This is a genomic window from Marinactinospora rubrisoli, assembly GCF_042664915.1.
GTDB classification, from domain to species: domain Bacteria; phylum Actinomycetota; class Actinomycetes; order Streptosporangiales; family Streptosporangiaceae; genus Marinitenerispora; species Marinitenerispora rubrisoli.
Genome location: NZ_JBHTBH010000015.1, coordinates 96,485 through 122,686 on the forward strand (window position 1 = coordinate 96,485; position 26,202 = coordinate 122,686).

At 74.1% G+C, this 26,202-nt stretch carries 20 protein-coding genes; 12 read left to right on the forward strand and 8 right to left on the reverse strand.

The window, feature by feature from the left end; all coding sequences use genetic code 11:
• Window positions 1-7: 7 nt before the first annotated feature.
• The gene (locus ACFQRF_RS25325) at window positions 8-568 is read right to left on the reverse strand and encodes a dihydrofolate reductase family protein (protein ID WP_379873704.1); all 561 of its coding nucleotides are present in this window, start codon (window positions 566-568) and stop codon (window positions 8-10) included.
• 180 nt (window positions 569-748) lie between these two features.
• Here ACFQRF_RS25325 and ACFQRF_RS25330 point away from each other — a divergent pair, with 180 nt between their 5' ends.
• Window positions 749-1,510 carry a phosphotransferase enzyme family protein gene (locus ACFQRF_RS25330; RefSeq protein WP_379873705.1) on the forward strand — a complete coding sequence of 254 codons (762 nt, stop codon included), beginning with the start codon at window positions 749-751 and terminating at the stop codon, window positions 1,508-1,510.
• A gap of 17 nt (window positions 1,511-1,527) precedes the next feature.
• Here the strand turns inward: ACFQRF_RS25330 and ACFQRF_RS25335 are convergent, their stop codons facing one another.
• Together ACFQRF_RS25335 and ACFQRF_RS25340 are read right to left on the reverse strand one after the other, a co-directional pair.
• Window positions 1,528-2,439 (reverse strand): DUF817 domain-containing protein, encoded by a 912-nt coding sequence (locus ACFQRF_RS25335; protein ID WP_379873706.1) that lies wholly within the window; start codon window positions 2,437-2,439, stop codon window positions 1,528-1,530.
• A 145-nt stretch (window positions 2,440-2,584) separates the two neighbouring features.
• Entirely contained in the window at window positions 2,585-4,348 is a 1,764-nt protein-coding gene (locus ACFQRF_RS25340; RefSeq protein ID WP_379873707.1) for a serine/threonine-protein kinase, read from the reverse strand.
• Between the two features lie 289 nt (window positions 4,349-4,637).
• On the opposite strand from ACFQRF_RS25340, the gene ACFQRF_RS25345 reads away from it, so the two are divergent.
• The 3 genes from ACFQRF_RS25345 to ACFQRF_RS25355 all read left to right on the forward strand — a co-directional run bounded on the left by ACFQRF_RS25345 (window position 4,638) and on the right by ACFQRF_RS25355 (window position 6,227).
• The gene (locus tag ACFQRF_RS25345; RefSeq protein WP_379873708.1) at window positions 4,638-4,982 is read left to right on the forward strand and encodes a DUF2218 domain-containing protein; all 345 of its coding nucleotides are present in this window, start codon (window positions 4,638-4,640) and stop codon (window positions 4,980-4,982) included.
• A 63-nt stretch (window positions 4,983-5,045) separates the two neighbouring features.
• A complete protein-coding gene (locus ACFQRF_RS25350) occupies window positions 5,046-5,627 on the forward strand; it encodes a sugar O-acetyltransferase (protein WP_379873709.1) in 582 nt (193 codons plus the stop codon).
• 12 nt (window positions 5,628-5,639) lie between these two features.
• Complete coding sequence (locus ACFQRF_RS25355; protein ID WP_379873710.1) at window positions 5,640-6,227, forward strand: TetR/AcrR family transcriptional regulator; 588 nt, start codon at window positions 5,640-5,642, stop codon at window positions 6,225-6,227.
• Between the two features lie 233 nt (window positions 6,228-6,460).
• Here ACFQRF_RS25355 and ACFQRF_RS25360 read toward each other — a convergent pair whose 3' ends face one another.
• On the reverse strand, window positions 6,461-8,041 hold the full coding sequence (locus ACFQRF_RS25360) for a PucR family transcriptional regulator (protein WP_379873711.1): 1,581 nt from the start codon (window positions 8,039-8,041) through the stop codon (window positions 6,461-6,463).
• Window positions 8,042-8,450: 409 nt separating this feature from the next.
• On the opposite strand from ACFQRF_RS25360, the gene ACFQRF_RS25365 reads away from it, so the two are divergent.
• The 4 genes from ACFQRF_RS25365 to pucD are packed head-to-tail and all read left to right on the forward strand — an operon-like array spanning window position 8,451 to window position 13,616.
• Window positions 8,451-9,320, forward strand: a complete 870-nt coding sequence (locus tag ACFQRF_RS25365) for an FAD binding domain-containing protein (RefSeq protein WP_379873712.1) — start codon at window positions 8,451-8,453, stop codon at window positions 9,318-9,320.
• The gene (locus ACFQRF_RS25370) at window positions 9,311-9,835 is read left to right on the forward strand and encodes a (2Fe-2S)-binding protein (protein ID WP_379873713.1); all 525 of its coding nucleotides are present in this window, start codon (window positions 9,311-9,313) and stop codon (window positions 9,833-9,835) included. Before ACFQRF_RS25365 ends, ACFQRF_RS25370 begins: the two co-directional genes overlap by 10 nt.
• Window positions 9,832-11,202 (forward strand): 8-oxoguanine deaminase, encoded by a 1,371-nt coding sequence (locus ACFQRF_RS25375; RefSeq protein WP_379873714.1) that lies wholly within the window; start codon window positions 9,832-9,834, stop codon window positions 11,200-11,202. The genes ACFQRF_RS25370 and ACFQRF_RS25375 overlap by 4 nt, the downstream gene beginning before the upstream one ends.
• Window positions 11,199-13,616: a xanthine dehydrogenase subunit D gene (gene pucD / locus ACFQRF_RS25380; RefSeq protein ID WP_379873715.1), complete on the forward strand. Its 2,418-nt coding sequence runs from the start codon at window positions 11,199-11,201 to the stop codon at window positions 13,614-13,616. The genes ACFQRF_RS25375 and pucD overlap by 4 nt, the downstream gene beginning before the upstream one ends.
• A gap of 137 nt (window positions 13,617-13,753) precedes the next feature.
• Here the strand turns inward: pucD and ACFQRF_RS25385 are convergent, their stop codons facing one another.
• Both ACFQRF_RS25385 and ACFQRF_RS25390 read right to left on the reverse strand, forming a co-directional pair.
• A complete protein-coding gene (locus ACFQRF_RS25385; RefSeq protein WP_379873716.1) occupies window positions 13,754-14,704 on the reverse strand; it encodes a D-alanine--D-alanine ligase family protein in 951 nt (316 codons plus the stop codon).
• A gap of 47 nt (window positions 14,705-14,751) precedes the next feature.
• Entirely contained in the window at window positions 14,752-16,080 is a 1,329-nt protein-coding gene (locus ACFQRF_RS25390; protein ID WP_379873717.1) for an aminotransferase-like domain-containing protein, read from the reverse strand.
• Window positions 16,081-16,525: 445 nt separating this feature from the next.
• On the opposite strand from ACFQRF_RS25390, the gene ACFQRF_RS25395 reads away from it, so the two are divergent.
• Entirely contained in the window at window positions 16,526-17,497 is a 972-nt protein-coding gene (locus tag ACFQRF_RS25395) for a bile acid:sodium symporter family protein (protein ID WP_379873718.1), read from the forward strand.
• Window positions 17,498-17,551: 54 nt separating this feature from the next.
• On the opposite strand, the gene ACFQRF_RS25400 is transcribed toward ACFQRF_RS25395, so the two are convergent.
• The gene (locus tag ACFQRF_RS25400) at window positions 17,552-17,755 is read right to left on the reverse strand and encodes a hypothetical protein (RefSeq protein ID WP_379873719.1); all 204 of its coding nucleotides are present in this window, start codon (window positions 17,753-17,755) and stop codon (window positions 17,552-17,554) included.
• 976 nt (window positions 17,756-18,731) lie between these two features.
• On the opposite strand from ACFQRF_RS25400, the gene ACFQRF_RS25405 reads away from it, so the two are divergent.
• The 3 genes from ACFQRF_RS25405 (at window position 18,732) to ACFQRF_RS25415 (ending at window position 23,987) form a co-directional block, all read left to right on the forward strand.
• A complete protein-coding gene (locus ACFQRF_RS25405; protein ID WP_379873720.1) occupies window positions 18,732-21,053 on the forward strand; it encodes a SulP family inorganic anion transporter in 2,322 nt (773 codons plus the stop codon).
• A gap of 769 nt (window positions 21,054-21,822) precedes the next feature.
• Window positions 21,823-22,956 (forward strand): S1 family peptidase, encoded by a 1,134-nt coding sequence (locus tag ACFQRF_RS25410; protein ID WP_379873721.1) that lies wholly within the window; start codon window positions 21,823-21,825, stop codon window positions 22,954-22,956.
• A 299-nt stretch (window positions 22,957-23,255) separates the two neighbouring features.
• Window positions 23,256-23,987, forward strand: coding sequence for a carbonic anhydrase family protein (locus tag ACFQRF_RS25415; RefSeq protein ID WP_379873722.1), 732 nt, complete (start codon window positions 23,256-23,258; stop codon window positions 23,985-23,987).
• Between the two features lie 267 nt (window positions 23,988-24,254).
• On the opposite strand, the gene asnB is transcribed toward ACFQRF_RS25415, so the two are convergent.
• Complete coding sequence (gene asnB, locus ACFQRF_RS25420) at window positions 24,255-26,105, reverse strand: asparagine synthase (glutamine-hydrolyzing) (RefSeq protein ID WP_379873723.1); 1,851 nt, start codon at window positions 26,103-26,105, stop codon at window positions 24,255-24,257.
• Between the last annotated feature and the right edge of the window lie 97 nt (window positions 26,106-26,202).

Sequence of the window (26,202 nt, forward strand, 5' to 3'; positions counted from 1 at the left end):
CGCCGCGTCACCCCCGCACGCGGTAACCCACGTACACCATCCCGTCCGCGAACCGCCGCTCCGCGACGCACTCCAGCCCCAGGCGGACACCGTCCGGAAACGCCCGCAGGCCGCCGCCCACCACGGCCGGAGCCAGGAACACGTGGCAGTCCTGGACCAGGCCGGCCCGGAAGGCGTGGGCGGCGAGGGTGGGGCCGCCCACGCTCACGTCGCGGTCGGCCGCGGCCACCATCCGCCGGACCGCCTCCGGGGCGAACTCGCGCTCGATCCGGGTGCGGGCGGTGGCCGGGCGGTCCAGCGTGCGCGAGTACACGACCTTGTCCGTGGTCCGCCACCCGGCCGCGAAGTCCCGCGTCGTCCGCGCGTCGCCCGGATCGGTGCCCATGGTCTCCCAGACGCGCATCGTCTCGTACATCCGCCGGCCGAACAGGTAGGTGCCGACCGACCGTTCGAGACCGTTGACGAAGGCGTGCGCCTCCTCGCCGGGAACCGCCCAGTCGAAGCGCCCGTCCTCATCGGCCACGTAGCCGTCGAGCGAACAGATCGCCGAGTACACCAGCCGCGCCACGTCTCCCCCTCTCCCGTCGCCGCCCGGTCCGCCCGCGCGACCGCTCCGTCCAGGGCGCCCGGCGGAAAACCGGTGGCCCGGACCCGTCCCAGGATGCTTTCATCCGGGTACGACAGCGGCGGGCTCCGCCGCCCGTGCCCCGGCGCGGCGGCGCCGGGCCCGACTCCCCGGAGGTGGCCGGTGCCCCGCGACGTCGAGGTCCCGCTCACCGGCGGTAACGTCAGTGTCGGTGTGGTCCGGGTGGGCGGCACCGTCCGCAAGCCCGCCACCGCCGCCACCCCTGCCGTCGAGGCGTTTCTGGGCCACCTCGCCGCGGCCGGGTTCACCGGCGCGCCCCGCACCCTCGGGCGGGACGAGCGGGGCCGGCACGTCCTGGAGTACGTACCCGGCGTCATGGCCGACACGCTGCCGCCCATGACCCCCGCCGAGCTGCGCCGGCTGGGCGCCATGATCCGGGGGCTGCACGACGCCGCCGCCGGGTTCACGCCGCCGCCCGGCGCGCGGTGGGAGGTGGTGATCCCGCCGGACCGCGAGGAACTGGTCTGCCACCACGACCTCGCCCCGTGGAATCTGGTCCGCGACGGCGAGCGGTGGGTGTTCATCGACTTCGATGGAGCCGGCCCCGGATCCCGGCTGTGGGACCTCGGCTACGCGGCGCACGGGTTCGTCCCCTTACGCCCCGGCGGCGACCCGGCCCACGACGCCGCCCGGCTGCGGGCGCTGGCCGACGGCTACCGGCTCGACGCGCACCAGCGGGCCGCGCTGCCGGAGCTGACCGCCGAGCACGTGCGCGGCATGCACCGCCTGCTCGTGGACGGCGCCCGGCGCGGCCGCCGGCCGTGGGCCCGCCTGCACGCGCAGGGGCACGCGGCCTACTGGGCGGCGGCGGCCGACTACGCCGCCGCCCACCGCGGCCGGTTCACGGCCGCGCTGCTGGCGTGAGCGGACCGCCGTCCGGCTCAGCCCGCTGCGGCGCCCCTCGGCTCTGCGGCGCGGTGCCGCCACGTCGCGACCAGCACGAACGACACCGTGACCAGCAGCGCCCACGCGCCGAACTTCGCGGGGTGCACCATCGCCCACGCCGCTTCCTGGTGCGGGTAGCTCCAGGCGCCGAGCAGCGTGGCCGCGTTCTCCGCGACCCACAGGAAGAACCCGATCAGCACGAAGGCCACCGCGAGCGGCATCCGGTACCACCGCTCCCCCACCCGGTAGCGCACCCACGCGCCCCACGTCACCGCGACGATGCCGGCGGCCAGCGGCAGGCGCAGGTCGGGCAGCCAGTGGTGGGTGAAGAAGTTGGCGTACACGGCGGCCGCCAGCAGCGCGGTGGCCACCGGCCGGTAGCCGGTCAGGCCGAGCTCCAGCAGCGTCCAGGCCCGCACCACGTAGCTGCCGACCGCCGCGTACATGAATCCGCTGTACAGCGGGACCCCGGCGATCTTGGCCACCGCCTCCTCCGGGTAGCTCCACGAGCCCATGTGCACCTTGAACAGCTCGAAGGCCAGCCCCACCACGTGGAAACCGAGGATCGCCATGACCTCTCGGCCGGTCTCCAGCCGCAGCCCCCAGAACGCCGCGGTGACCGCGACGGCGTACAGCAGCAGCGCGTCGTAGCGGGGGATCGGCAGCGGCAGCACGCTCGACACCGCCAGCCCCGCCAGCAGACATCCCGCGAACGCGCACGCGCGCGCCTGCAGCAGGCCGAACCGCACCAGCTGGGTGAGCGGGCCGCTCCCGGCCGGGGGTCGTTTCGTCTCCCTCGTCACCCGGCTCTGACGGCGCCGCCGGCCGCCGGGGTTCCCGGCCGGCACCATCGGCGCCGCGAGCTGCGCCCCGGCCGGCCGCGGTGCGGCCACGCGATCGCACGGCACGGCGGCGTACGGTCCGCCGTCGGACCATCGCGCCCTGGCGGGCCACCGCAGACGCACCCTGGGCACCGCGCATGCGGGGGCGAAACGCCGAGGGGGCGGCCGTGCCATCCGGCGCGACCGCCCCCTCGGGCCGTTCAGCGGCGGGTCAGCCGAAGAACCCGAAGTACCAGAGTGTCGCGTTGGTGCCCACGATGGTGGCCGCGGCGAGCATCGTGCCCGTCGCGAACCCGGTGCGCAGCGAGCGCACCAGGTACTCCAGCGAGACCACGTTGTTGAGCAGGAAGTACCCGAGATACAGGGCGTGGAAGAACCCGCCGGTGGTGAGGATGCCCTCGTAGTACCAGGGCGAGCCCCAGTAGCCGTCGGTGAGGGTGAACCACGACCACGCGTGCGACGCGCCCCAGCCGAGGGGGATCTGGATCAGCGGGATGATGAGGAGCGGCAGTACTTTGACGAAGCTCCACAGGCTGGGCTGGTCCGCCACGCGGGCCGCCTGTTCGGCGCGGCGGGCCGCCTCCCGCTCCGCGCGCAGCCGCTCGCGGTGCGCCTCCTCGGCCTCCCGCTCGCGGCGGCGTTCCCGCTCGCGCTCCCACTCCTCGCGGCGGCGCTCCTCCTCCCGGCGGCGGCGCAGTTCCTCCTGCTCGCGGCGGGCCCGCTCCTGTTCGGCGTGGCGCCGCTCCTCGTCGCGCGGGGATCCGCGGTACAGGTCGGAGTAGGCGGACTCGTCACCGCGCCGCGGGTCGCTCCGGGTGTGGTCGGCGGTGCCGGCCGGCGGCATCGCGGCGGTCGGCGCGGCCTGGGTGCCCGGGTGGCCGGCGGCGGCCGGGTAGCCGGCGGTCCGCCCCGACTCCGCGCCCATGACCGAGGTGGCGTCCGGTGCCGCCCCGTGCTGGGTGACGGCGCGGGTCGCCTGGTGGTCGTCATAGCGCTGGGTGGCGGCGGCGCCCGCCGCGGCACCGGCCGCCGCGCCAGCCGCAGCGCCGAGCGCCATGGTGGCGCCGCCGTCCGTGGGGGCGCCCGCCCCGGCGGCCCCGCCGGCGAGAGCGGAGTTGACGCGGGCGACCTGCTCCTGGATGCCGCGCATGAACTCCGGCGGCAGCCAGGAGCCGCCCACCTCGGCGTCGCCGAGATGGTCGAGCACCTGTCCGGGGGTCGGGCGCTGGCGCTCGTCCTTGGCGAGGCAGGCCGCCACGAGACGCTGGAGGGACGGCGGCACAGCCGAAATGTCGGGATCGTGCTGCAGGATGCGCATCACCAGGGTCGGCATGGCGCCTTCACCGAAGGGGCCGATGCCGGAGGCCGCGTAGACCAGGACGGCACCGTAGGCGAACATGTCGCTCTTGGGGGTGAGCGCCTCGCCCTGGATCTGCTCGGGCGACATGAAGCCGGGCGTGCCGATGATGGACTGGGTGGCGGCGGTGCCGCTGGTGGCGCGGGCGATGCCGAAGTCGATGACCCGTGGCCCGTCCTCGGCGAGCAGCACGTTGCCGGGCTTGAGATCGCGGTGGATGAGGCCGACGCGGTGGATCTCGGTGAGCGCCTCGGCCAGCCCGGCGGCGAGCACCCGCAGGCTCGGCTCGGGCAGCGGCCCCAAGGCGCGGACCGCCTCGTCCAGGGGCAGCGAGGGGACGTAGGAGGTGACCAGCCAGGGCACCTCGCCGTCGGGATCGGCGTCGATGACCGGGGCGGTGAACGCGCCGCTGACCTGGCGGGCGGCGGTCACCTCACGCCCGAACCGCTGCCGGAACGAGGGATCGGTGGCCATGTGCGGGTGGATCCGCTTCACCGCCACGGCGCGTCCACCGGCCGAGCGGCCGAAGAACACCTGGCCCATGCCGCCGGCGCCCAGCCGTCCGATCAGCCGGTACCGGCCGATCCGCTCCGGGTCGCCGTTCTCCAGAGGGCCCACGCCAAACCTCCGTTGTCCGCCGCTGTGTCAACCGCTTGAGATCGTAACGAAAACCGGGGGCACGGTGACCGAAAACGCCTACGGATTGCGGTCTTCGGTGGTGATAGGAGGTGATGGGGCGCGGAGTGTGGGAAGGATGAGATGTCGCTCTGCTGGGAGAGTGAGTTCCCTCTCCTGTACGTCATAGATCGGCCGATTCGTCCGCACCGCGCACGCCCCCGCCACACGGATAGCTTAGGCTGACCTAAGTAATCGCCCGTCGTGTCCCCCGATCCCCGGAGGTGCCCGCATGTCCAGAACCGAGGCCCGGGTGGCCACCGAACGCCCGCACCGCTACGCCCGGCAGCTCGCGGCCCACATGGGCCGGCGCATCGAAGCCGTCTGGGACGACGCGGCCGGCCACGGGCGACTGTCCTTCCCCTTCGGCGAGGTGGAGCTCACCGCCGAGCCGGGCGCGCTGCTGCTCGCGGCCAGCGGCGCGGCCGCGGACCTTGAGCGCCTGGAGGACGTCCTCGGCCGCCATCTCGTGCGCTTCGGCACGCGCGAGGAACTGGTCGTCCGGTGGGTGCGGGACACCGGCGGGCCGGGCCTGGTTCAGCGGGGCGGCGAGGCGGCGGGCCCGTCCGGCACGTGATCGCCGGCCGGTCCGGCCGGCGGGAGTGTACGTTCGTACGCTCCTTTCGGTAGCATCGCCGCCATGCCGCTCGACCACTTCGCACCGGACCCCCGCACCAACTTCGAGCGGATGCTCGCAGGCGACCTGTACATCGCCGACGACCCGGAGATCACCCGCCGGCAGCAACGAGCGGTGCGGCTGGCCACCCGCTACCAGGCCGCCTACGCGGAGGACGCCGCCGCCGCGCGGCCCATCCTGGCCGAACTGCTCGGCGCGCTCGGCGAGGAGGCGCACGTGCGGCCCCCGCTGTACGTCGACTACGGCGACAACATCACCATCGGGGCGGGCACCTTCGTCAACTACAACCTGACCGCGCTGGACGTCGCGGCCATCACCATCGGGGCCGACTGCCAGATCGGGCCCGGCGTCCAGCTGCTCACGCCCACCCACCCACTGGAAGCACAGCCCCGGCGCGACAAGTTCGAGGCCGCGCGCCCGATCACCATCGGCGACAACGTGTGGCTCGGCGGCGGTACCATCGTGCTCCCCGGCGTGACGATCGGCGACAACGCCGTCGTCGGCGCCGGCGCGGTCGTCACCAAGGACGTGCCCGCCGACGTCGTCGCCGTCGGCAACCCCGCGCGGGTCGTCCGCAGACTGTGACGGCGCACCCACATGGCGACCGGACACACCGACCCGCGGCGGCGCGAACGCATCATCACCGCCGCCCTTGACCTCATCGCCGACGAGGGCGTGGCGGGCGTCTCCCACCGCAAGATCGCCGCCCGCGCCGGCGTGCCCCTCGGGTCCATGACCTACCACTTCCGTGGCATCGACGACCTGCTGCACGCGTCCTTCACCCACTTCGCCGCGGGCGTCGCCGCCGTCTTCGAGGCCCACCTCGCCCGCGCCGCCGACCGCGACCAGGCCCGCGTGGCGGTCGCCGACCTCGTGCACGCCCTCGCGGAGGGACCCCGCCGCGACCTCGTCCTCGCCCAGGAGCTGTACACCCTCGCCGTCCGCGAGCCGGCCTACCGGGAACTGGCCCGGGAGTGGATGCGCCGCAGCCGCGTGCACCTGGAGCGCCACTTCGACCCCGCCACGGCCCGCGGGCTCGACGCCCTCATCGAGGGACTCGTCCTGCACCGCGCGGTGGACGGCGAGCGCCATGATCGCGCCCTGACGCTGGAGGCCGTCGTCCGCATCACCGCCACCGGCGAAACCATTGACGGGAGTTCTTCGAACGGGCCGCTGACGCGGTGAAGCGGCACCGGGGAACGGTGTGCGGCGACCGGCGGTGACGCCCTTGCGCACACCACGCGCACTCCCACGGCCAGGTACCGCCCACCGGCCCGGCCCGTCCAGGCCCGTGCCCGGCCGGGCGCGGCACGCGCTTCGCCGAGGGCCGCCTGGAGCGCCGAAGGCCGGGGCGCACCGCCCGCGTACGGCCACCCCGTCAACGATCCAGCCGCCCGCACGGCGGGCACGCGGCCGGATCAGCCGCGCAGCTTCAGGGCGAGGAACAGATCGACCCGGTGCTCCAGGCTGCTGAGATCGCGGCCGGTCAGCTCCTCGATGCGGCCGATACGGTACCGCAGCGTGTTGACGTGCACGTGCATGGACGCCGCGCAGCGCTGCCACGAGCCGGAGTGCCGCAGGAACGCCTCCAGGGTGGCGACCAGGTCGGAGCGATGGCCGCGGTCGTAGTCGACCAGCGGCTCCAGCAGCCGCTCGCGGTAGGAGGACTGCACCTCCTCGGGCACCGAGGCCAGCAGCAGCTCGTGGGAGTCGATCTCGGCGCCGGCGACCACCCGCGCCCGGCCGCCGCGGAGTTCGGCGAGGCGGCGGGCGTGCCGCGCCTCCACCGCGGCGCCGCGCAGGGCGGCCGGTTCGCGTGTCATCGCGGCGATGCCGATCGCGAGCCGGCGATCCGTCAGACCGGACTCCAGGACGCGGACACCGGCGGAGACCGCGGCGTGCAGCCGCTCGGCGTCGGGCCCGGCCGCACCGCCGACCGGGACCACCGCGAGCGCCGCGTCGTCCCCGCCGTCCTGGGTGATCACCGCGCCGGGCCAGTCGGCCACGAGCTCGGCGGCGATCCGCCGGGTCAGCCCGGCCGGGCGCGGCTCCGGGCGCAGCGCCACACTGAGCGGCACATAGGCACCGGCGCGCCGGCCCGGCGCGCGGCCGGCGGCGCTGAGCAGTTCGGCGACCTCGTCGAAGCGCTGCGCGGCCAGCAGCCGGGGCAGCCCCTCGGCGTGCCGCGCGTCGACCACCGCGCGCTCCTCGTCGCGGCCGCGTGCGAGGACCGCGAACGACACGAGTTCGGCCACCGCGTCGCGGGTCTCCTCCGACCAGGTGGTGTGGTCGCCCGCGCACGCCAGGAACCACCCGGCCAGCGGGTGGGTGTCGCGGGTGCGGACCGGGAACAGCGTGACCGGCCGCGCCGCGCCGCAGGCGGCGGGCAGCTCGACCCGGCGGGGGAACGCCCCCGGGACCAGGTGGCGGCGGGCGAGCAGTTCCCGCTCGGCCGCCGGCAGGTCGGGCCCGGCCGCGGCGACCGTGCGCCCGGTGCAGGAGAGCACCCAGGCCGTGACACCGGCGTGCCGCGCGGCGGGGGCGAACACCTCGGCCAGATCCGCGCCGCCGGCCAGGTCGGTGATCAGCCGCCGGCGGCGGTCACGGTGCTGGGCGAGGGCGGTGGTCCGCCGGGACGCCAGTGACCGCGTCACCTCCTCGGTCACCGCGCCGAACGAGGTCTCCGCGGGCACCTCCACGAGCGGCAGGCCGTGGCGGCGGCACGCCTCCACCAGGTCGGCCGGCACCTCGCCGAGCGCGGCACCGGCGCCCAGGCAGGCCGCGCCGCCGTGGGTGAGCGCCCGGACGAACGTGTCGGAATCGGCCGCCCCCGTGCGCCACATCATGCCGGTCAGCACCAGCTCGCCGCCGCGCAGGTAGCGCTCCGGGCGCAGCAGGTCGGTGGTGTAGACCGCCCGGAGCGGGCGGCCCGCGTGCTCGGCGCCGGCCAGGAAACGCAGTCGCAGCCGGGGGATCGCGACGAGGTCGCTGATCTGCATGGGGGGTCCTTCGGTGTCGGTCGCTGGCCCGCCGCTCGGGGTGCGGACACGTTAGCCCACGCCCCGGCTTGGAGGAAAGCACGAACCGGCGGGCCCGGCAGCGCGCCGACTTCATGTCTTCGTGAGCTGGCCGGGTCCGCGGCGGCGGGGTTGGATGTCACGCAACCTCCACGTCGACACCAACAACCGGCCAAGTCTCATCGCGGGGCGTTTCCTCGGCGTCCCGGTGACCAACGAGGACGAGTGTGACTCCACCCACGCACACAGCCACGGGCGTCCCACGTCAGGGGCCGGGGCTCCGCGCAGCGGACCGGCCCCGCCCGGCGGGACGGAAGGCGCGGACAAGGCAGCCGTCGAGAGAAGCGCTTCCGCGCAGCGGGAAGCCGGAAGTCCCCGCGTTGGGCCGCCGATGGAATTCCTGACGCCCACCACCCTGCGGGAGGCACTGGCGGCCCGGAGCGCCCACCCCGAGGCGGTGCCGATCATGGGCGGCACCGACGTGATGGTGGAGCTCAACTTCGGCCGCCGGCGTCCCCCGGCCCTGCTCGACCTGACCCGCGTCCCGGAGCTGCGCGCGTGGCGGCCCGACGGCGACCGGCTGCGGCTGGGCGCGGGCGTGCCCTACGCGGTGATCGTCGGCGAGCTGGCCGGGCACGCTCCCGCGCTGGCGCTGGCCGCCCGCACGGTGGCCTCGCCGCAGATCCGCAACCGCGGGTCGGTCGGCGGCAACCTGGGCGGCGCCTCGCCCGCCGGAGACGCCCACCCGCCGCTGCTCGCCACCGACGCGGAGGTGGAGCTGGCCTCGGTCCACGGGGTGCGGCGGGTCCCTGCCCGCGACTTCTACCTCGGCCCACGCCGCACCGCCCGCCGCGACGACGAGCTGATCACGGCGGTCCTGCTGCCCGCGCCCGCCGGTCCGCAGCAGTTCGCCAAGATCGGCACCCGCAACGCCATGGTGATCGCGGTCACCTCGTTCGCGCTGGCGCTGGACGCCGGCCGGCGCACCGTGGGCACCGGGATCGGGTCGGCCGGGCCCGTCCCGCTGCGCGCCCCGCAGGCGGAGGAGTTCCTGGCCGCGGAGTTCGACTGGTCGGGCGGCGGGGCGCCGTCGCCGGCCGTCGCGCGGCGGTTCGGCGAGCTGGTGGCCGCGGCGGCGCGTCCCATCGACGACGTCCGGGGCAGCGCCGCCTACCGGCGGCACGCGCTGTCCGTACTGGCCCGGCGCACCCTCGGGTGGGCCGCGGCCGACTACCGGAAGGAGATCGCGGCGTGCGAGTGACGATGACGGTCAACGGCCGCCGGGTGAGCGCCGACGACGTGTGGGAGGGCGAGAGCCTGCTGTACGTGCTGCGGGAACGGCTCGGCCTGCCCGGCAGCAAGAACGCGTGCGAGCAGGGCGAGTGCGGCTCCTGCACGGTGTTCCTGGACGATGTGACGGTCTGCGCGTGCCTGGTCGCCGCCGGGCAGGCGCACGGCCGCTCGGTGCGCACGGTCGAGGGGCTGGCCACCGACGGCGCGGACGGCGAGCCCGCGCTGAGCGACGTGCAGGAGGCGTTCGTGGCGGCCGGTGCCGTGCAGTGCGGCTTCTGCACACCGGGGCTGCTGGTGCAGACCGAGGACCTGCTGCGGCGCACGGTCGGGGCGGGCGCGGGAGCGCCCTCGGACGCGGAGATCCGCGAGGCACTGGCCGGCAACCTGTGCCGGTGCACGGGGTACGAGAAGATCATCGACGCGGTACGGCTGGCCGCGGAGTGGACCGAGCGGGGCCGCCCGGCCCCCGAGGAGGCGCGATGACCCCACGAACCGACACCCCCCTCATCATCGACGGCGCCCACGTGGCGACCGTCGGCGGCCCCGAGCACCCGAGCGGCCACATCGTGGTCGAGGACGGCCGGATCACGGCGGTCGGCCCGGGCCCGGCCCCCGAGATCGCCGGGGCGCACCGGGTGGACGGCACCGGCTGCCTGGCCACGCCCGGCCTGGTCAACACCCACCACCACCTCTACCAGTGGGCCACCCAGGGGCTGGCCCCCGACGGCACGCTGTTCGACTGGCTGCTCGCCTCCTACCCGGTGTGGACACGCCTGGACGCCGAGGTGGTGGCCGGCACCACGACCGCCGGCCTGGCGTGGCTTGCGCTCTCGGGGTGCACCACGGCCTCGGACCACCACTACGTGTTCCCGGGCGAACCCGGTGACATCGTCGCGGCGGAGGTCGCCGCGGCCCGCGCGGTCGGCGTCCGGCTGGACCTCGCCCGCGGCTCCATGGACCGGGGAGCGTCCGGCGACGGCCTGCCGCCGGACGCGGTCGTGGAGGGGACCGACGAGGCCCTGGCGGCCACGGCGGCGGCGATCGAGGCGCACCACGACCCGGGCTTCGACTCGATGACCCGGCTGGCGGTCGCCCCGTGCTCGCCGTTCTCGGTCACCCGCGAGCTGATGACCGGAGCGGCCACGCTGGCGCGCGCGCTCGGCGTGCGCATGCACACCCACCTCGCCGAGACCATCGACGAGGAGGAGCTGTGCCGGGCCGAGTTCGGCTGCACTCCGGTGGAGTACGCCGAGAAGCTCGGCTGGCTGGGGCCCGACGTGTGGCTGGCGCACGCTGTCCACCTGTCCGACACCGCCATCGCCCGGCTCGCCGCCACCGGAACCGGGGTGGCGCACTGCCCCACCTCCAACGCCCGGCTCGGCGCCGGCATCGCCCGGGTCACCGAACTGCTGGCGGCCGGCGTGGCGGTCGGCCTCGGCGTGGACGGGCCGGGGTCCAGCGAGCTGACCCCGCTGGCCGGCGAGGCGCACCAGGCGCTGCTCATGGCGCGGGCACGGCGGGGACCTCGCGCGCTGAGCGCCCGGCAGGCACTGGAGATGGCCACCCTGGGCGGCGCCCGCTGCCTGGGCCGGCAGGCCGAGCTGGGCAGCCTGGAGGTCGGCAAGCTGGCCGACGTCGCGCTGTGGCGGGTGGACGGGTTCGGGCACGACGTCCTCGCCGACCCGGTGGTGGCACTGGTGTTCGGGCCGACACCGCCGCTGGAGCGGCTCCTGGTGGGCGGGCGCACCGTCGTCGAGCGCGGCGAGCTGCGGACCGTCGCCGCCGACGCGGCGGCAGCGGCCGGCCGCCGGGCGCACCGCGCGCTGGCGCGGGAGGCGGACCGCCGATGAGCACGTCCCCGCCGCCCACGACGATCCGCCGCCTCACCGGCCTGTCCACCACCGTCCCGGACGGGCTGGGCGCCAGCCCGCGCCGGCCGGACGGCACGCTGAAGGTCACCGGCGAGTTCGCCTACTCCTCCGACATGTGGACGGACGACATGCTGTGGGGCGCGACGCTGCGCAGCCCGCACCCGCACGCCCGTATCCACGGCATCGACGTCACCGAGGCGGTGCACCTGCCGGGCGTGCACGCGGTGCTGACCCACGAGGACGTGCCCGGCGAGAAACGCTACGGCCTGGAGTACCGGGACCAGCCGGTGCTGGCGTTCGGCAAGGTCCGCTACCGGGGCGAGCCGGTGGCCATCGTCGCCGCCGATCACCCGGAGACGGCGCGCCGGGCCCTGGAGCGCATCCGGGTCGACTACGAGGTGCTGGAGCCGGTGGACGACCCGCGGCTGGCCGCCTTCGACCCGGGGTGCCCGCTCGTGCACGAGGCCGGCGAGCGGCTGCCCCCGGCGCCCCCGCAGCACCGCCGGTCGGGCAACCGGGTGCGCCACCAGCCGATCCGCACCGGCGCGTTCGCCGAGGGCGCCTCGCTGGCCGAGGTGCGCCGGCTGGCCGACGTCGTGGTCACCGGCGAGTACCGGGTGGGCATGCAGGACCAGGCGTTCCTCGGGCCGGAGTCGGGACTGGCGGTGCCGGCCGAGGACGGTGGGGTGGACCTGTACATCGCCACCCAGTGGCTGCACGCCGACCAGAGCCAGATCGCGCCGTGCCTCGGGCTGCCCGCGGACAAGGTGCGGCTCACCCTGGCCGGAGTGGGCGGCGCGTTCGGCGCCCGCGAGGACATGTCGATGCAGGTGCACGCCTGCATGCTGGCGTTGCGCACCGGCCGCCCCGTGAAGATCGTGTACAACCGGGAGGAGTCGTTCCACGGGCACGTGCACCGGCATCCGGCGACGCTGCGCTACGAGCACGGCGCGACCCGGGACGGCCGGCTCATGTACGCCGCGGCGGAGATCGTGCTCGACGGCGGCGCCTACGCCTCCACGACCGCGGCGGTGGTCGGGGTGGCCTCGTCCCTCGGCCTGGGGCCCTACGAGATCCCGAACGCCCGGGTGGACGCCTACGGCGTGTACACCACCAACCCGCCGTGCGGGGCGATGCGCGGCTTCGGTGCGGTGCAGGCGTGCTTCGGCTACGAGTCGCAGATGGACCGGCTGGCCGCCGAACTCGGCCTGGACCCGGTCGAGCTGCGGGTCCGCAACGCGATGTCGCAGGGGTCGCGCCTCATCACCGGCCAGCGCATCGACGCGCCCCTGCCGATGGCCGACATGCTGCGCCGGATCCGCGACATGCCGATGCCCGCGGACCGCACCGGCCCCACGGGGCGGCCCGATCCGCGGACGCTGCCGGGCGGGGTGGCCAACACCAGCCGTGGCGAGGGCGTGCGGCGCGGGGTGGGCTACGGCGTCGGACTGAAGAACCTGTGCTTCTCCGAGGGGTTCGACGACCATTCCACCGCGCGGGTCCGCCTGGAGGTGGTCGGCGGCGAGCCGGCCGTGCAGGTGCACACCGCGGCCGCGGAGGTGGGGCAGGGACTCGTCACCCTGAAGGGCCAGATCGCGCGCACCGAGCTGGGCGTGCAGCGGGTGACGATCGTGCCGTCCGACACCCGGGTCGGCTCCGCCGGCTCCTCCTCGGCCTCCCGGCAGTCCTACATGACGGGCGGGGCGGTGCGCGCCGCGTGTCTGGCGGTCCGCGAGCGGGTGTTCGAGCTGGCGCGGGCGGCGGGGCTGGTGGAGCGGGACCACCCCGGCGAGCTGCTCGGCCTGGCCGGCGGCAAGGTGGTATCGGCCACCGGCGGCGCGCTGGTGTCGCTGAGCGACCTGCTGGGCGCCACGGTGATCGAGGAGACCCGCGAGTTCCGTCACCGCCGCACCGAGATGCTCGACCCCACCACCGGCCAGGGCGCCTCGCACACCCAGTTCGGGATGTGCGTGCACCGCGCGGTGGTGGACGTGGACGTCGAGCTCGGCCTGGTCAAGGTGGTGGCGCTGGACGCCGTGCAGGACGTCGGCCGGGTGCTGCACCCGCTGCAGCTCGCCGGCCAGATCCAGGGCGGCGCGGCGCAGGGGCTGGGGCTGGCGCTCATGGAGGAGATCCAGGTCAGCGGCAGCGTGATCCGCAACCCGTCGTTCACCGACTACCTGATCCCCACCATCCTGGACGTCCCGCCGATGCGGATCGAGGTCCTGGAACACCCGGACCCCGAAGCGCCCTACGGCCTGCGCGGCGCGGGCGAGCCGCCGACGCTGTCGTCGACCCCGGCGATCGTGGCCGCGGTGCGCGCGGCGACCGGCAGGCCGCTGAACCGGGTCCCGGTGCGGCCGGAGGACATCCTCGGCATCGAGCGGGAGTGAGGGGCCCCGCCGCTCCACCGCGCCCGCGCCGGCGCGTGGGCCTCCCGTTCGAGGCCGGCGCGGGGCGCGGGACGAGGTGCGGAACCTCCGGTGCGGCGGCGGCCCGCGTCAGGTGGGCGGGCGGCCGCGCCCTGACGTCAGCCGCGCAGCAGCGCCCGGTGTGCCAGCTCGCGGCACACGACGGCGAAGTCGAGACCGGCGGCCTCCACCGCGAGCGGCAGGGTGGAGGTCTCCGTCATGCCCGGGGCGACGTTGACCTCCAGGAACCGCACCCGGCCGCCGGGGTCGACGATCAGGTCGGTGCGTGAGAGGTCGCGCAGGCCCAGGGCGCTGTGCGCGGTGATGGCGGCCTCGGCCGCCGCGGCGGCGGTGGCGGGGTCCAGGCGGGCGGGGCTGAAGAACTCGGTGCGGCCGGCGGTGTAGCGGGCGGCGTAGTCGTAGACCCCGCCGTCGGGAACGATCTCCACGGCCGGCAGGGCGAAGGGGCCGTCGCCGAGATCGAGCACTCCGACCGCGATCTCGGTGCCGGCCACGCGCTCCTCGATGATGGCGGTGTCGCTGTAGGCGAAGCAGCTCACCAGCGCGGCCGGCAGCGCCTCGGCGCTGTCGACCGAGGTGGCGCCGAACGCCGACCCGCCCTGGTCGGGCTTGACGAACAGCGGCAGGCCGAGCGCGGCGACGATCCGGTCCAGCAGCGCCGGGGCGCCGAGGTCGTGGAAGACCGACTTGGGCAGGGTGACGCCGCGCGGCACCGCCAGGCCCTGCTCGGCGACCAGTGCCTTGGCGGTGGGCTTGGCGTAGGCCACCCGGCAGGCGTGCGGGGGCGCCCCCACGTAGGGGACGCCCGCCAGCTCCAGGATCTCCCGGATGGCGCCGTCCTCGCCGGCCGCGCCGTGCAGGACGGGGAACACCACCTGAGGCGGGTCCGCGGCGAGGGTGGCGAGCAGCGCGGCGTCGGCGTCGGCCACCTGTACCTCGATGTCGAGGCGGCGCAGCGCCTCGGCGACCCGGCGGCCCGAGCGCAGGGACACCTCGTGCTCGGGCGAGATGCCCCCGGCCAGCACGAGCACGCGGTCGAGATCGCCCACGGTTCGGTCCTCCGTCTGTTCTGCTGTGTTCACGCCGTGTCCCGCAGCTACGGCAGGTCGGGACCGGGCGCGTCGCCGCCGGGGGTGGGTGGCGGGGACGCGGTGCCGAAGGTATCACGCAGCTTCGTCTCGGCCTCGATGACGCCCACGAGACGGCGCACGCCCTCGCGGATCTGCTCCGGGGTCGGATAGCAGAACGACAGCCGCATGTTGCGGTGCCCGTCGTCGGTGGCGTAGAAGCCGGTGCCCGGCACGTAGGCGACCCGCTGGCTGACGGCGCGCGGCAGCATGGACTTGGCGTCGAGTCCCTCGGGGAGGGTGGCCCAGACGAAGAAGCCGCCGGCGGGCCGGGTCCAGGTGGTGCCGGCCGGCATCATCGCCTCCAGGGCGGCGAGCATGGCGTCGCGCCGTTCCCGGTACATCTCGTTGAAGCCCTTGACCTGTTCCCGCCACGGATGGCTGGCCAGGTAGGCGCCCACCACCATCTGGTTGAAGGAGGAGTGGCTGAGCATGGCCGACTCGGCGGCGAGCACCAGCTTGGCGCGGACCGAGGACGGCGCGAGGGCCCACCCGATGCGGAATCCGGGTGACAGGGTCTTGGAGAAGGAGCCGAGGTAGATGACGTTGTCGGGGGCCTCGGCGCGCAGTGCGGGCAGCGGCTCGCCCTCGTAGCGGAGCAGGCCGTAGGGGTTGTCCTCCAGCACGAGCAGGTTGTGCCGGCGGCAGATCTCCAGCACCCGGCCGCGCCGCTCGGCGTTCATGGTGACGCCGGCCGGGTTCTGGAAGTTCGGCACGGTGTAGAAGAACTTCACCCGGCGGCCCGCGGCGGCCAGCGCGGTGATGCGCTCCTCCAGCGCCTCGGGGAGCACGCCGTCCTCGTCCATGGGCACGTGCACGATGTCGGCCTGGAAGGCGGCGAAGGTGTTGATGGCGGTCACGTAGGTGGGCGCCTCGGCGAGCACGACGTCACCGGGGTCGACGAAGACCCGGGTGACGAGGTCGAGCGCCTGCTGGGAGCCGACGGTGACGATGACATCGTCGGCGCTGGCGGTGATGCCCTCCAGGCTCATCACGTCGCAGATCTGCTCGCGCAGCACCGGGTCGCCCTGCGCCGACCCGTACTGCAGGGCCATGGCGCCGCGTTCGGCGAGGACCCGCCGGACGATGTCGCCGATCTCCTCCATGGGCAGCGCGCTGACGTTGGGCATGCCGCCGGCGAGCGAGACGATCTCGGGGCGGGAGGCCACCGCGAACAGTGCCCGGACCTCCGAGGCCACCATCCCTGCGGCTCGGGCTGCGTAGGCACCGACGTAGGGGTCGATGCGCGAGCCCTGGGGCGAGCGGGGCTGGTGGGACTCTCGGGGATCAACGGACACGATCCACCTCCGCGTGGTCGGCATGCTGGCCGGGCTGTCGAAGTCGGCGAGGCACCGTGCGGAGCGGGCGGACACGGGCGCGGGCCTGGGACGATGCGCCCCGTGGTGACAGAGGCCCCGGTGATTGGCAGCCAGTGTACGCACTCACCTCGTCCGGTGGCACGTCGACCCGGAATTCGCCGGTACGGGAATGACCGGTGAGCCCATCGTTCCTCGGGCGGCCGCGGGTGACGACCAAGCGATGCTCATGATCGGGGCAACGTCCGGTCGCCGCCGCGGGTCGCGGTTGCGTTCGGGGAGGCCGCGCGTACGCCCGCGCGCGTGACCTGGCATCGTGGTCGGCGGCGATCTCGGCCGGGCCCGGCCGGAGCGGCGGTGCGGCGCGGGGCCGGCCCCGACGGCCGCGGAACACGTTTTCGGGGGAATTCGGGGAAAGGAGCCGACATTGGGCACGATCGTGGTGCGGATCGCCGCGTTCGCGGGGCGCTGGTTCGCGGTGCTCATCCTGCTGGGGGCGGCGGCGGGTCTGGCCGTGCCGGCACAGGCTGCGCTGCTCGCTCCCTACGTGTCGCTGCTGCTCGGCGTGATCATGTTCGGGATGGGGCTGACGCTGCGGGCGTCGGACTTCGCGATCGTGCTCCGCCGGCCGCAGGCCGTGCTGATCGGCGTCGCGGCGCAGTTCCTGGTGATGCCGCTGGCCGGGTTCGCGGTGGGCCACCTGCTGCAGCTGCCGCCGTTGCTGCTGGTCGGAATGGTGCTGGTGGGCGCGGCGCCGGGCGGTACCGCGTCCAACGTCATCGTCTACCTGGCGCGCGGGGACGTGGCGCTGTCGGTGGCGATGACCTCGATCTCGACGCTGCTCGCCCCGCTGTTGACGCCGCTCCTGGTGCTCTGGCTGGCCGGGTCGACGCTGCCCGTGGACGCCGGCGCGCTGCTGGTCTCGATCCTGCAGGTGGTGCTGCTGCCGGTGCTGGCCGGAGTGGTGGTGCGCGCCGTGGCGCGCACCTGGGTGGACCGGGTGCTCCCGGTACTGCCGCTGATCTCGGTGGGCGGCATCGTGCTGGTGGTGGCGGCCGTGGTGGGCGGCAACGCCGACGCGGTGCTGAGCACGGGGCCGCTGCTCGCGCTGGCGGTGGTGCTGCACAACGGCACCGGTCTGGTGCTCGGCTACTGGACGGCCCGGCTGTTCCGGCTGCCCGAGTCGGCCCGCCGCGCGGTGGGGGTCGAGGTGGGGATGCAGAACTCCGGGCTCGCGGCCACCCTCGCGACCGTGCACTTCGCGCCGCTGGCCGCGCTGCCCGCGGCGCTGTTCTCGGTGTGGCACAACCTGTCCGGCGCGCTGGTGGCGGCCTACTGGGCGCGCCGCGGCGAGCCGGTCTCCCCGGCCACCGCCGCCGAGGAGACCGGCGCCCGGTAGCCGCGCGGCCGGGGGCGGCGCGGCGGGTGCGCGCCGCCCCCGGCCGGATCGCGCTCAGTGCTCCCGGCGGGCCCGCTTCCAGTCGCCGTACCGCCTGGCAAGGGTGTCCAGGACGCCGTGCTCGGCCCGCTCGCCCTTCTCCTTGCCACCCGCGCGTTCGGTCCCGCTCTCGGCGGCGTGCCGCGCCCGGTCGGCGGCCTCCTTGACCTTGTCCCTGAGCTCGTGGGCCGTGTGGACGGCCCGGTCCCGGATCTTCATCTGGATTCCTCCTCGGTTCCCGCCCTCGGACGGGTGCCGCACGCCCGGTGCCGGGTCCCTTGACCGCGTCCGGTGCCCGTTGTCGGTGCCTCGTCCCGGAACGACGGCGGGGCCCGCACTCGGCGGGCCCCGCGTGAGCGGCCACTCCGCGAAGGCTCCCCCCAGAACCTTCGTCCCCGCTCCCCCAAGCGGGGTGAGAGCGTCCACGCGGAGCCGGGAGACACCTCGACCGGCGGCGTGTTCTCCGCTCGCCGATCCCCTACCCGGCCGCGGCCCGCCAAACATCGACTTTGCCGTGATTCGGGGAAATCTTGCCGCGCGCGTGGTGGAACCGCGCGAATCCGCGTGTGCTCCCCCGGGGCGCGGCGGCGGCTTCTCAGCCGCGGCCCCGGCGGTCCGGGCGAACGCCGCCATCCGGTCGGCGAACCCGTCGAGGGGGCCGAACCACACGGCCACGTGCCCGGCGCCGGCCGCGGCGAACGCGCGCGCCTCGGCCGGCACGTCGGCCGCGGCGCGGTCCGGCCCGCTCCAGGACGGCCGGGCGCCGAACCGGGTGGCCCGGCCCGACACGGCCACGGTTAATTCTGCGCTAAGTGGCCGATCCCACATTCGCGGAGTGAACGGCGTTCAGTCCGTAGCTACATAAGCCGCGACCCCCTACAAATTCCCGAAAACTGGCGATCTCGACATTCTCCGCAACGCCCCAGAAATGCCACTACCGCCTCCCAGCCATCACCGCAGAACAGCCGAGGTGCCGGACGGTCCACCCGAACAGCCCACCATCATCGGGCCGGACACCGGCCCTTCCGCCCCGATCCGTGACCATAATGACCAGAACTCCAAAAAATTTCCCCATTTAACGGCGCCTTAACGGACCGGCGATCCGGAACCGGAAAGATCCGTCCGCGAATGGTTACCATCTGTCGCGAATCCCCCAACGCCTCTGTCAGACTCTTCGACGCGGTTTTGGAGTTCCATGCGCACAGATGAGACGACCACGGCCCGGGGCGGCCACGCGCCGCCGGGCCCCGCGGAACGACTGCGCGGATACCTGCGGCACGACGTGCCCGCCTCCCTTGTGGTCTTCCTGGTGGCCGTCCCGCTCTCCCTGGGCATCGCGGTGGCCTCGGACGCCCCGCTGGTGGCCGGCCTCATCGCCGCCGCCGTCGGCGGGATCGTCGCCGGAATGATGGGCGGGTCGATGGTGCAGGTCAGCGGCCCGGCCGCCGGCCTGACCATCATCGTCGCCGAACTCGTGGCCAGCTACGGCTGGGCCGTCACCTGCCTCATCACCGCGCTCGCCGGCGTGGTGCAGATCCTGCTCGGCTCGCTGCGCATCGCCCGCGCCGCGCTGGCCGTCTCCCCCGCCGTCGTGCACGGCATGCTCGCCGGCATCGGCGTCACCATCACACTGGCCCAGGTGCACGTCGTCCTGGGCGGCGCCGCCCAGAGCTCACCGGTCGCGAACCTGCGCGAACTGCCGGGCCAGATCCTCAACAACCACACGGCCTCGGTCGCGGTCGGTGTCCTCACCATCGTGCTGCTGCTCCTCTGGGCGTGGCTGCCGGACTGGCGGCGGCTGCCGATCCGGCGCGTTCCCGCGCCGCTGGTGGCCATCACCGCCGCGACCGTGGTCAGCGTGCTGGCCGGTCTGGACGTCGAGCGCGTCAGCCTGCCCGCCCTGTCCGAGGGGATCGGCTTCGCTCCGGTGCTCCCGGAAAGCGACTACGCCGGTGTCGCGACGGGCGTGGCCGTGATCGCGCTGGTCGCCAGCGTGGAGTCGCTGCTGTGCGCCGTCGCGGTGGACCGCATGCACACCGGGCGCCGGGTCCGGCTGGACCGTGAGCTGGTCGGGCAGGGCGCGGCCAACGTCCTCTCCGGAACGCTCGGCGGACTGCCGGTGGCCGGTGTCATCGTGCGCAGCACCGCGAACGTGCAGGCGGGCGCCCGCACGCCGGTCTCGGCGGTCCTGCACGGCGTGTGGGTGGTGGTGTTCGTCGCCACGCTCTCGGCGCTGATCGAGTTCATCCCCATGGCGGCGCTGGCCGGCCTGCTCGTCTTCACCGGGATGAAGATGGTCGACGTCGCGCACATCCGCGGCCTGCGCGCGCACCGGGAGCGGCACATCTATGTGGTCACGCTGGTGGGCGTGGTCGCCCTCGGCCTCATGGAGGGCGTGCTGGTGGGCCTGGCCCTGGCGCTGGTCTCCGCGCTGCGCCGGCTCACCCGGTCGACGGTGCGCATCCAGTCGGCCGGCAACGTCTACCACGCCGTGATCGAGGGGTCGCTGACCTTCCTGGCGGTGCCGCGGGTGTCCAGCGCGCTGGCCACCATCCCCGCCGGTGTGCACGTCGACCTCGACCTGCACGTGGACTTCATGGACAACGCCGCCTTCGACGCCATCCACTCCTGGCGGATCGCGCACGAGCGCACCGGCGGCCGGGTGGACATCGACGAACTGCACGAGGACTGGTACGAGAGCACGGTCACCGGGGAGCCGCCGCGGCGCAAGACCCCGGTGCCACCGGTGGGCCGCTGGCTGCGGCCGCGCGGCGGCGATCCCGCCGCGAACGGCGGCCAGCCGTCGCTGGCCTCGGGGCTGCTCATCTCGGGCGCGCGCGACTACGAGGCGACCATGGCGCCGCGCATCCGCCCGGTCATGGCCGCGCTCACCGACCGGCAGCGCCCGCACACGCTGCTGGTGACCTGCGCGGACTCCCGGATCGTGCCGAACCTCATCACGGCGAGCGGCCCGGGCGACCTGTTCACGGTCCGCAACGTCGGCAACATCGTTCCGGCCTACCGTGAGCCGTGCGCCGACGACGGGATGCTCGCCGCGATCGAGTACGCGGTGGAGGTGCTGGAGGTCCGCTCGATCGCGGTGTGCGGCCACTCGCGGTGCGGTGCGGCGGCGGCGCTGATGGACGCCGGCTCGGCCCCCGGCGGCGTACGGTCCTGGCTGGAGCTGAGCGGCCGGGACCACACCGGCGCCGCGTCGCCGACGGACGGGCCCTCGGAGCGCGAGGCGGCCTGGCACCGGGTGAGCAAGGACAACGTCGTGCAGCAGCTCGCGAACCTGATGAGCTACCCGGTGGTCCGCGAGCGCGTCGCGGCCGGCCGCCTGGAACTGGTCGGCATGTACTACGACATTCCGACCGCACAGGTGCAGATCCTCGACCCGGTGTCGCAGGAGTTCCTGCCCGCCGGGGAGGGGCCGGTGGAGATTCCGCACGCGAACGGCCGGTTGCCGGGCCGGCTCGCGGGTTCGGGGAGCACGGAGAGTACCGGCGTCTGCTGAGGCCGGCCGCCCTGCGGGGGTGTCACGAACGCGTCGCGTTCGGGACACCCCCTTTTAGGTCGGGTACCGGAAAACGTTTTTCCGTGTTCTGCCACCACACCACCGGAAAACCCGGAATCCGCACATAACAGAATCCGTGGGTTTCCATTTGGCACCGCACCGGGAATACCAATGGCGACGGTTCACCCCGATTCCTCCTTGCGAACTCCGTCCCTCCGGAGGGATTCTCCGTGCGAATCACCGTCCGCCCGGTGGCCGGCGCACACCGGGAAAAGGCCGCGCCGATTTCCATCTCCGCGGGACCGGCGGCCCGGAAAAGGCTCCCGGATTCGTGGCGGCCCCGCGAACGGGGCGCCCGGCGGCCGGGATGCGCGGCCGGGGATTTCGCAGCGTCACCGAACGCGCCCGTCAACGCGCTGCGAAGTGACCGAATCCGGCCACCCCCACCCCTTGCCCGGCGGACCGCGGCACGCTAGCCGGCGCCGCTGATTCCGACAAAACGCAAGGTTGTTCCGTATGACGCATGACTCTCATTCTTCAACGGATCACTGGAATTCGGATCTTCCAATGATTCATCCGTCATTTCAGTTAGTGACCGCCCTGTTGCCAAACGTCGCCACTGACTTATAGTTGCGAATCGTTTACCGGTTGCTGCGGTAAACGTGGTCGGCGCCCCTCCCACAAGGACGCGTTGACCCGTGGATGCGACACCGATGCCGGCTGGGTGTCGGTCCCCCTTGTTCATTCACACCAGCAAGGAGCAGGGAACGTGCGTAAATCCCCCGTATTCCGGGCGTTCGGCGTTGGCGCCGTCGCCTTCGGACTGGCCATCGCGGCCGCCCCCGCCGCGTCGGCCGACCCTCAGACGCTGGCCAGTTCCCCCGAGCAGGTCGAGGCCATGGAGCGCGACCTCGGCCTGTCCACCTCCGAAGTGACCAGCCTGCTGCAGCAGGAGGAGCAGGCGCGCACCCTGGAGCAGGACGTGCGTGAGACCCTCGGCGACGAGTTCGCCGGCGCGGTGTTCGACATCGAGACCGGTGAGCTCACCGTCTCGGTGACCGACCGCGCCGCGGCGGACGCCGTCCGCGAGGCCGGCGCCGTCCCGCGGGTCGTCGCGCACGGCGAGCCCGCGCTCGACCAGGTCGTCGAGGAGCTGAACTCCAACGTTCCGGACGCCGAGGCCGGAGTGACCGGCTGGTACGTCGACCTGATGGACGACACCGTGGTCATGACCGTCCGCGAGGGCGCGACCGCGGCGGCCGATGACCTGATCGCCGAGGCCGGCGTGGACGCCGACATGGTCCGCGTCGAGGAGAGCTCGGAGCAGCCGCAGACGTTCGCCACCATCCGCGGCGGCGACGCCTACTACATCGGCAGCGGCAGCCGGTGTTCCATCGGGTTCGCGGTCACCGGCGGGTTCGTGACCGCCGGGCACTGCGGCAGCGTCGGCGCCTCGACGCGCAGCGCCGACAGCACCGGCACGGGCACCGTCGCCGGTTCCTCGTTCCCCGGCCGCGACATGGGCTGGGTGCGGGCCACCAGCAACTGGACCAGCAGCCCGCTGGTGAACCGGTACAACGGCGGAACGGTCACCGTGACCGGCTCGACCGAGTCGGCCGTGGGCGCCTCGATCTGCCGCTCCGGCTCGACCACCGGCTGGCGGTGCGGCACGGTGCAGGCCAAGAACCAGACGGTCGTCTACCCGCAGGGCTCGGTGTCCGGTCTCACCCGGACCAACGCCTGTGCGGAGCCGGGCGACTCGGGTGGCTCCTGGCTGAGCGGTTCGCAGGCCCAGGGTGTCACCTCCGGCGGTTCGGGCAACTGCTCCTCCGGCGGGACCACCTACTTCCAGCCGGTGAACCCGATCCTGAGCCAGTACGGCCTGACCCTGACCCGGGGCTGATCCCCCCGGTGCGCTCCTGATCTCCGGCCCGCCGGAGGTCGCGCTCCCCGGTGCCCGTCCCCTGGGCACCGGGGAGTTCGCTGTTCGGGGACCGGGTGACACGCCCACCCGGTGCGACTCACCCCACCTTGTCCGGATTCGGTCACGGAACCGCCTTAAAAAAGCTTTAAAGCTTTCACAATGTCCCCTTAAGCTTCTCGGCGTCCCAAACCAGGACACCTCGCCGTGGAAGCGTCATACCACCCCACATCCCCTGTACCTGGAGTAGTGCGAGGCCGTTTCGTACGCGAAAGGCACGCATGCGTTCCATGCCGCTCGCCCTGTCCGCCCTGTCCGCGGGAGTGCTGGCCCTCGCCGCCGGGCCGGCACTCGCCGGCACCGGGCAGCAGAGCCCGATCGACATCCCCACCGCCGACGTCCCGGTCGACGCGTCCCTGCCGGCGCTGGAGATCGACTACCCCGAGGCGACCACCGTCACCGTCGAGTACATCCGCAAGGACGCCGACGACCCCGAGGGCTGCACCACGCGGGACCCCGAGGAGACCATCGAGGCCCACGTGCCGCACGGCGCGGCGAGCGTGACGGTCGGCGGGAAGGAATTCGAACTCCAGCAGCTGCACTTCCACACGCCGTCGGAGCACCTGGTCGACGGCGACGCCACCCCGGTCGAGCAGCACCTCGTGCACCAGGCCGCCGATGGCGAGCTGCTGGTGCTCGGCGTCCGGATCGAGCAGGGCGCACCGTCCGAGGTGGACACCGTCCTCGCCGACCCGCCAGCCGAGTGCGGTCCGGACAGCGAGCGTGCCGGCGTCGACCTGCGCGCGCTGCTGCCGGAGGACCTCTCGTCCTACCGCTACACCGGCTCGCTGACCACCTCGCCGTTCACCGGCGGCGTCAACTGGGCGGTGTTCGCCGAGACGGTGACCGCCTCCCCCGGCGCCATCGGCGACCTCGACGCGGTGTTCCCCGAGCACAACGCGCGGGACGTCCAGCCGCTCACCGGCCCGATCGCGCTGCGTCCGCAGTCGTGAGAGGCGGTGTCCGGGGGCGCGCCGCGCCCCCGGACACCCGGACACCCGGGCGGCCGACCGCGCAGCGGCGAGCCGCCGAGTGCCCGGAGCCGCCGACGCCCCTGCGCAGCCCTCCGCGCCGGCGGCGGAAGAAAGCGAGACGGCGAGCGCGACCGGGAATGCTGAGCGGCGAGCCGCCGAGTGCCTGGAGCCGTCGATGCCCTCGCGCGCAGCCCCTCACGTCGGCGGCGGAAGAAAACGAGACGGCGAGCGCGACCGGGAATGCGGTCAGCCGCCCAGCCGCAGCTCCGGCCGGTACCGGCGCAGCCAGGCGTCCAGGCCGAGGATCATCTCCACCCCCGCGCGGGCCCGCCGCTCGGTCTCGGCGTCCCCCGACTCGGTGAGCAGGTCCCGGGCCCGGCCGACGTCGAGTAGCGGGCGGACCGGTGCGTCGGGGTCGCCGAGGACCCCGGCCAGTTCCTTGCGCAGCGCCCGGTCGTACAGCGGGTCCTGGGTGCTCGGATAGGGACTCTTGCGCCGGTCGGCGATCGAGGCGGGCAGCAGGTCGCGGGTGGCGGCGCGCAGCAGGCTCTTCTCCCGGCCGTCGAAGCTCTTCATGGCCCAGGGCGTGTTGAAGACGTACTGCACCAGGCGGTGGTCGCAGAACGGGACGCGCACCTCCAGGCCGTTGGCCATGCTCATGCGGTCCTTACGATCGAGCAGGATCTGCACGAACCGGGTCAGGTGCAGGTAGCAGATCTCCCGCATCCGCCGCTCCCCCGCGCTGACGCCCGGCACGTGCGGCACCTCGGCCAGCGCCGCGCGGTAGGCCGCCTCCCGGTACCCGGGCAGGTCCAGCCGACGGGCCACCTCGGGGGCGAGCCATGGCGCACCGCCCCGGCGCGGACCGGCGACCGCCAGCCAGGGGAAGGTGTCGGCGTTGACGGCCTCGGGGTCGTGGAACTGGCGGTACCCGCCGAACACCTCGTCGGCCGATTCGCCGGACAGCGCCACCGTGGAGCGCTCGCGGATCGCACGGAACAGCAGATACAGCGAGGTGTACATGTCCCCGATGGCCACGGGGGCGTCGTTGCCCCGCAGCACCGCGGCGCGGGCGCCCTGGTCGGTGAGGTCGCCCGAGGACAGCACGATGTCGGTGTGGTCGGCGCCGACATGGCGGCTGAGCTCCCGCACGTAGGGCGCGTCCGGGGTGTCGCGTAACGGATCCGGGTGGAAGTGCTCGGCGTAGCCGACGAAGTCGACCGCGAAGGAGCGGACCCGCTCCGCGCCCGCCGCGCGCAGCCGCCCGGCGGCCAGCGCGGTCAGTGCGGAGGAGTCCAGCCCGCCGGACAGCAGCGTGCAGCGCGGGACGTCGGAGACGAGCTGGCGCTCGACGATGTCCTCCAGCAGCTCCCGCACGGTGCGGATCGTGGTGGCGAGGTCGTCGGTGTGCTCCCGCGCCTCCAGCCGCCAGTAGCGGCGCCGGTGGACGCCGTCCCGGTCGACGCGCACCACGTGGCCGGGCCGCACCTCGTGCATCCCCCGGTACACCGAACGCTCCGGGGTCTTGACGAAGCCGAGCAGCTCGCGCAGGCCGTCCTCGTCGACCACGGCGTCGACCAGCGGGTTGGCCAGCAGCGCCTTGGGTTCGGAGCCGAACACGACGCCGTGCGGGGTCGGGTGGTAGAAGAGCGGCTTGATGCCCATACGGTCGCGGACCAGCAGCAGCCGCTCGGCGCGGGCGTCCCACACCGCGAAGGCGTACATGCCGTTCAGCCGGTCGACGACGTCCTCTCCCCACTCCAGGTAGCCGCGCAGGACGACCTCGGTGTCGCTGTCGGTGCGGAAGTGGTGGCCGCGGGCCGTGAGCCGGGCGCGCAGCTCCGGGTAGTTGTACACCTCGCCGCTGTAGGTCAGGACGGCCCCCTCGGCACCGTCCGGGGCGTCCGCCATGGGCTGGGCGCCGCCGGCGAGGTCGATGATGGACAGCCGCCGGTGCCCCACCGCCGCGTGCGGGCTCAGCCACACGCCGCGCGCGTCGGGGCCGCGGCACGCCATGGTGTCGGTCATCGCCGAGAGCGCGTCGCCCTCGCGGGTGAGGTCCCGTTCGAAGTCCACCCACCCGGTGATCCCGCACATGTCCGTTCGCCTCCTCCCCGTCCGGACGGCCGTCCCGCGGATCGGGACGGCTCGCGCCCGACACGTCCACTCTAGTTGCGCCATGCAACCAAATGGC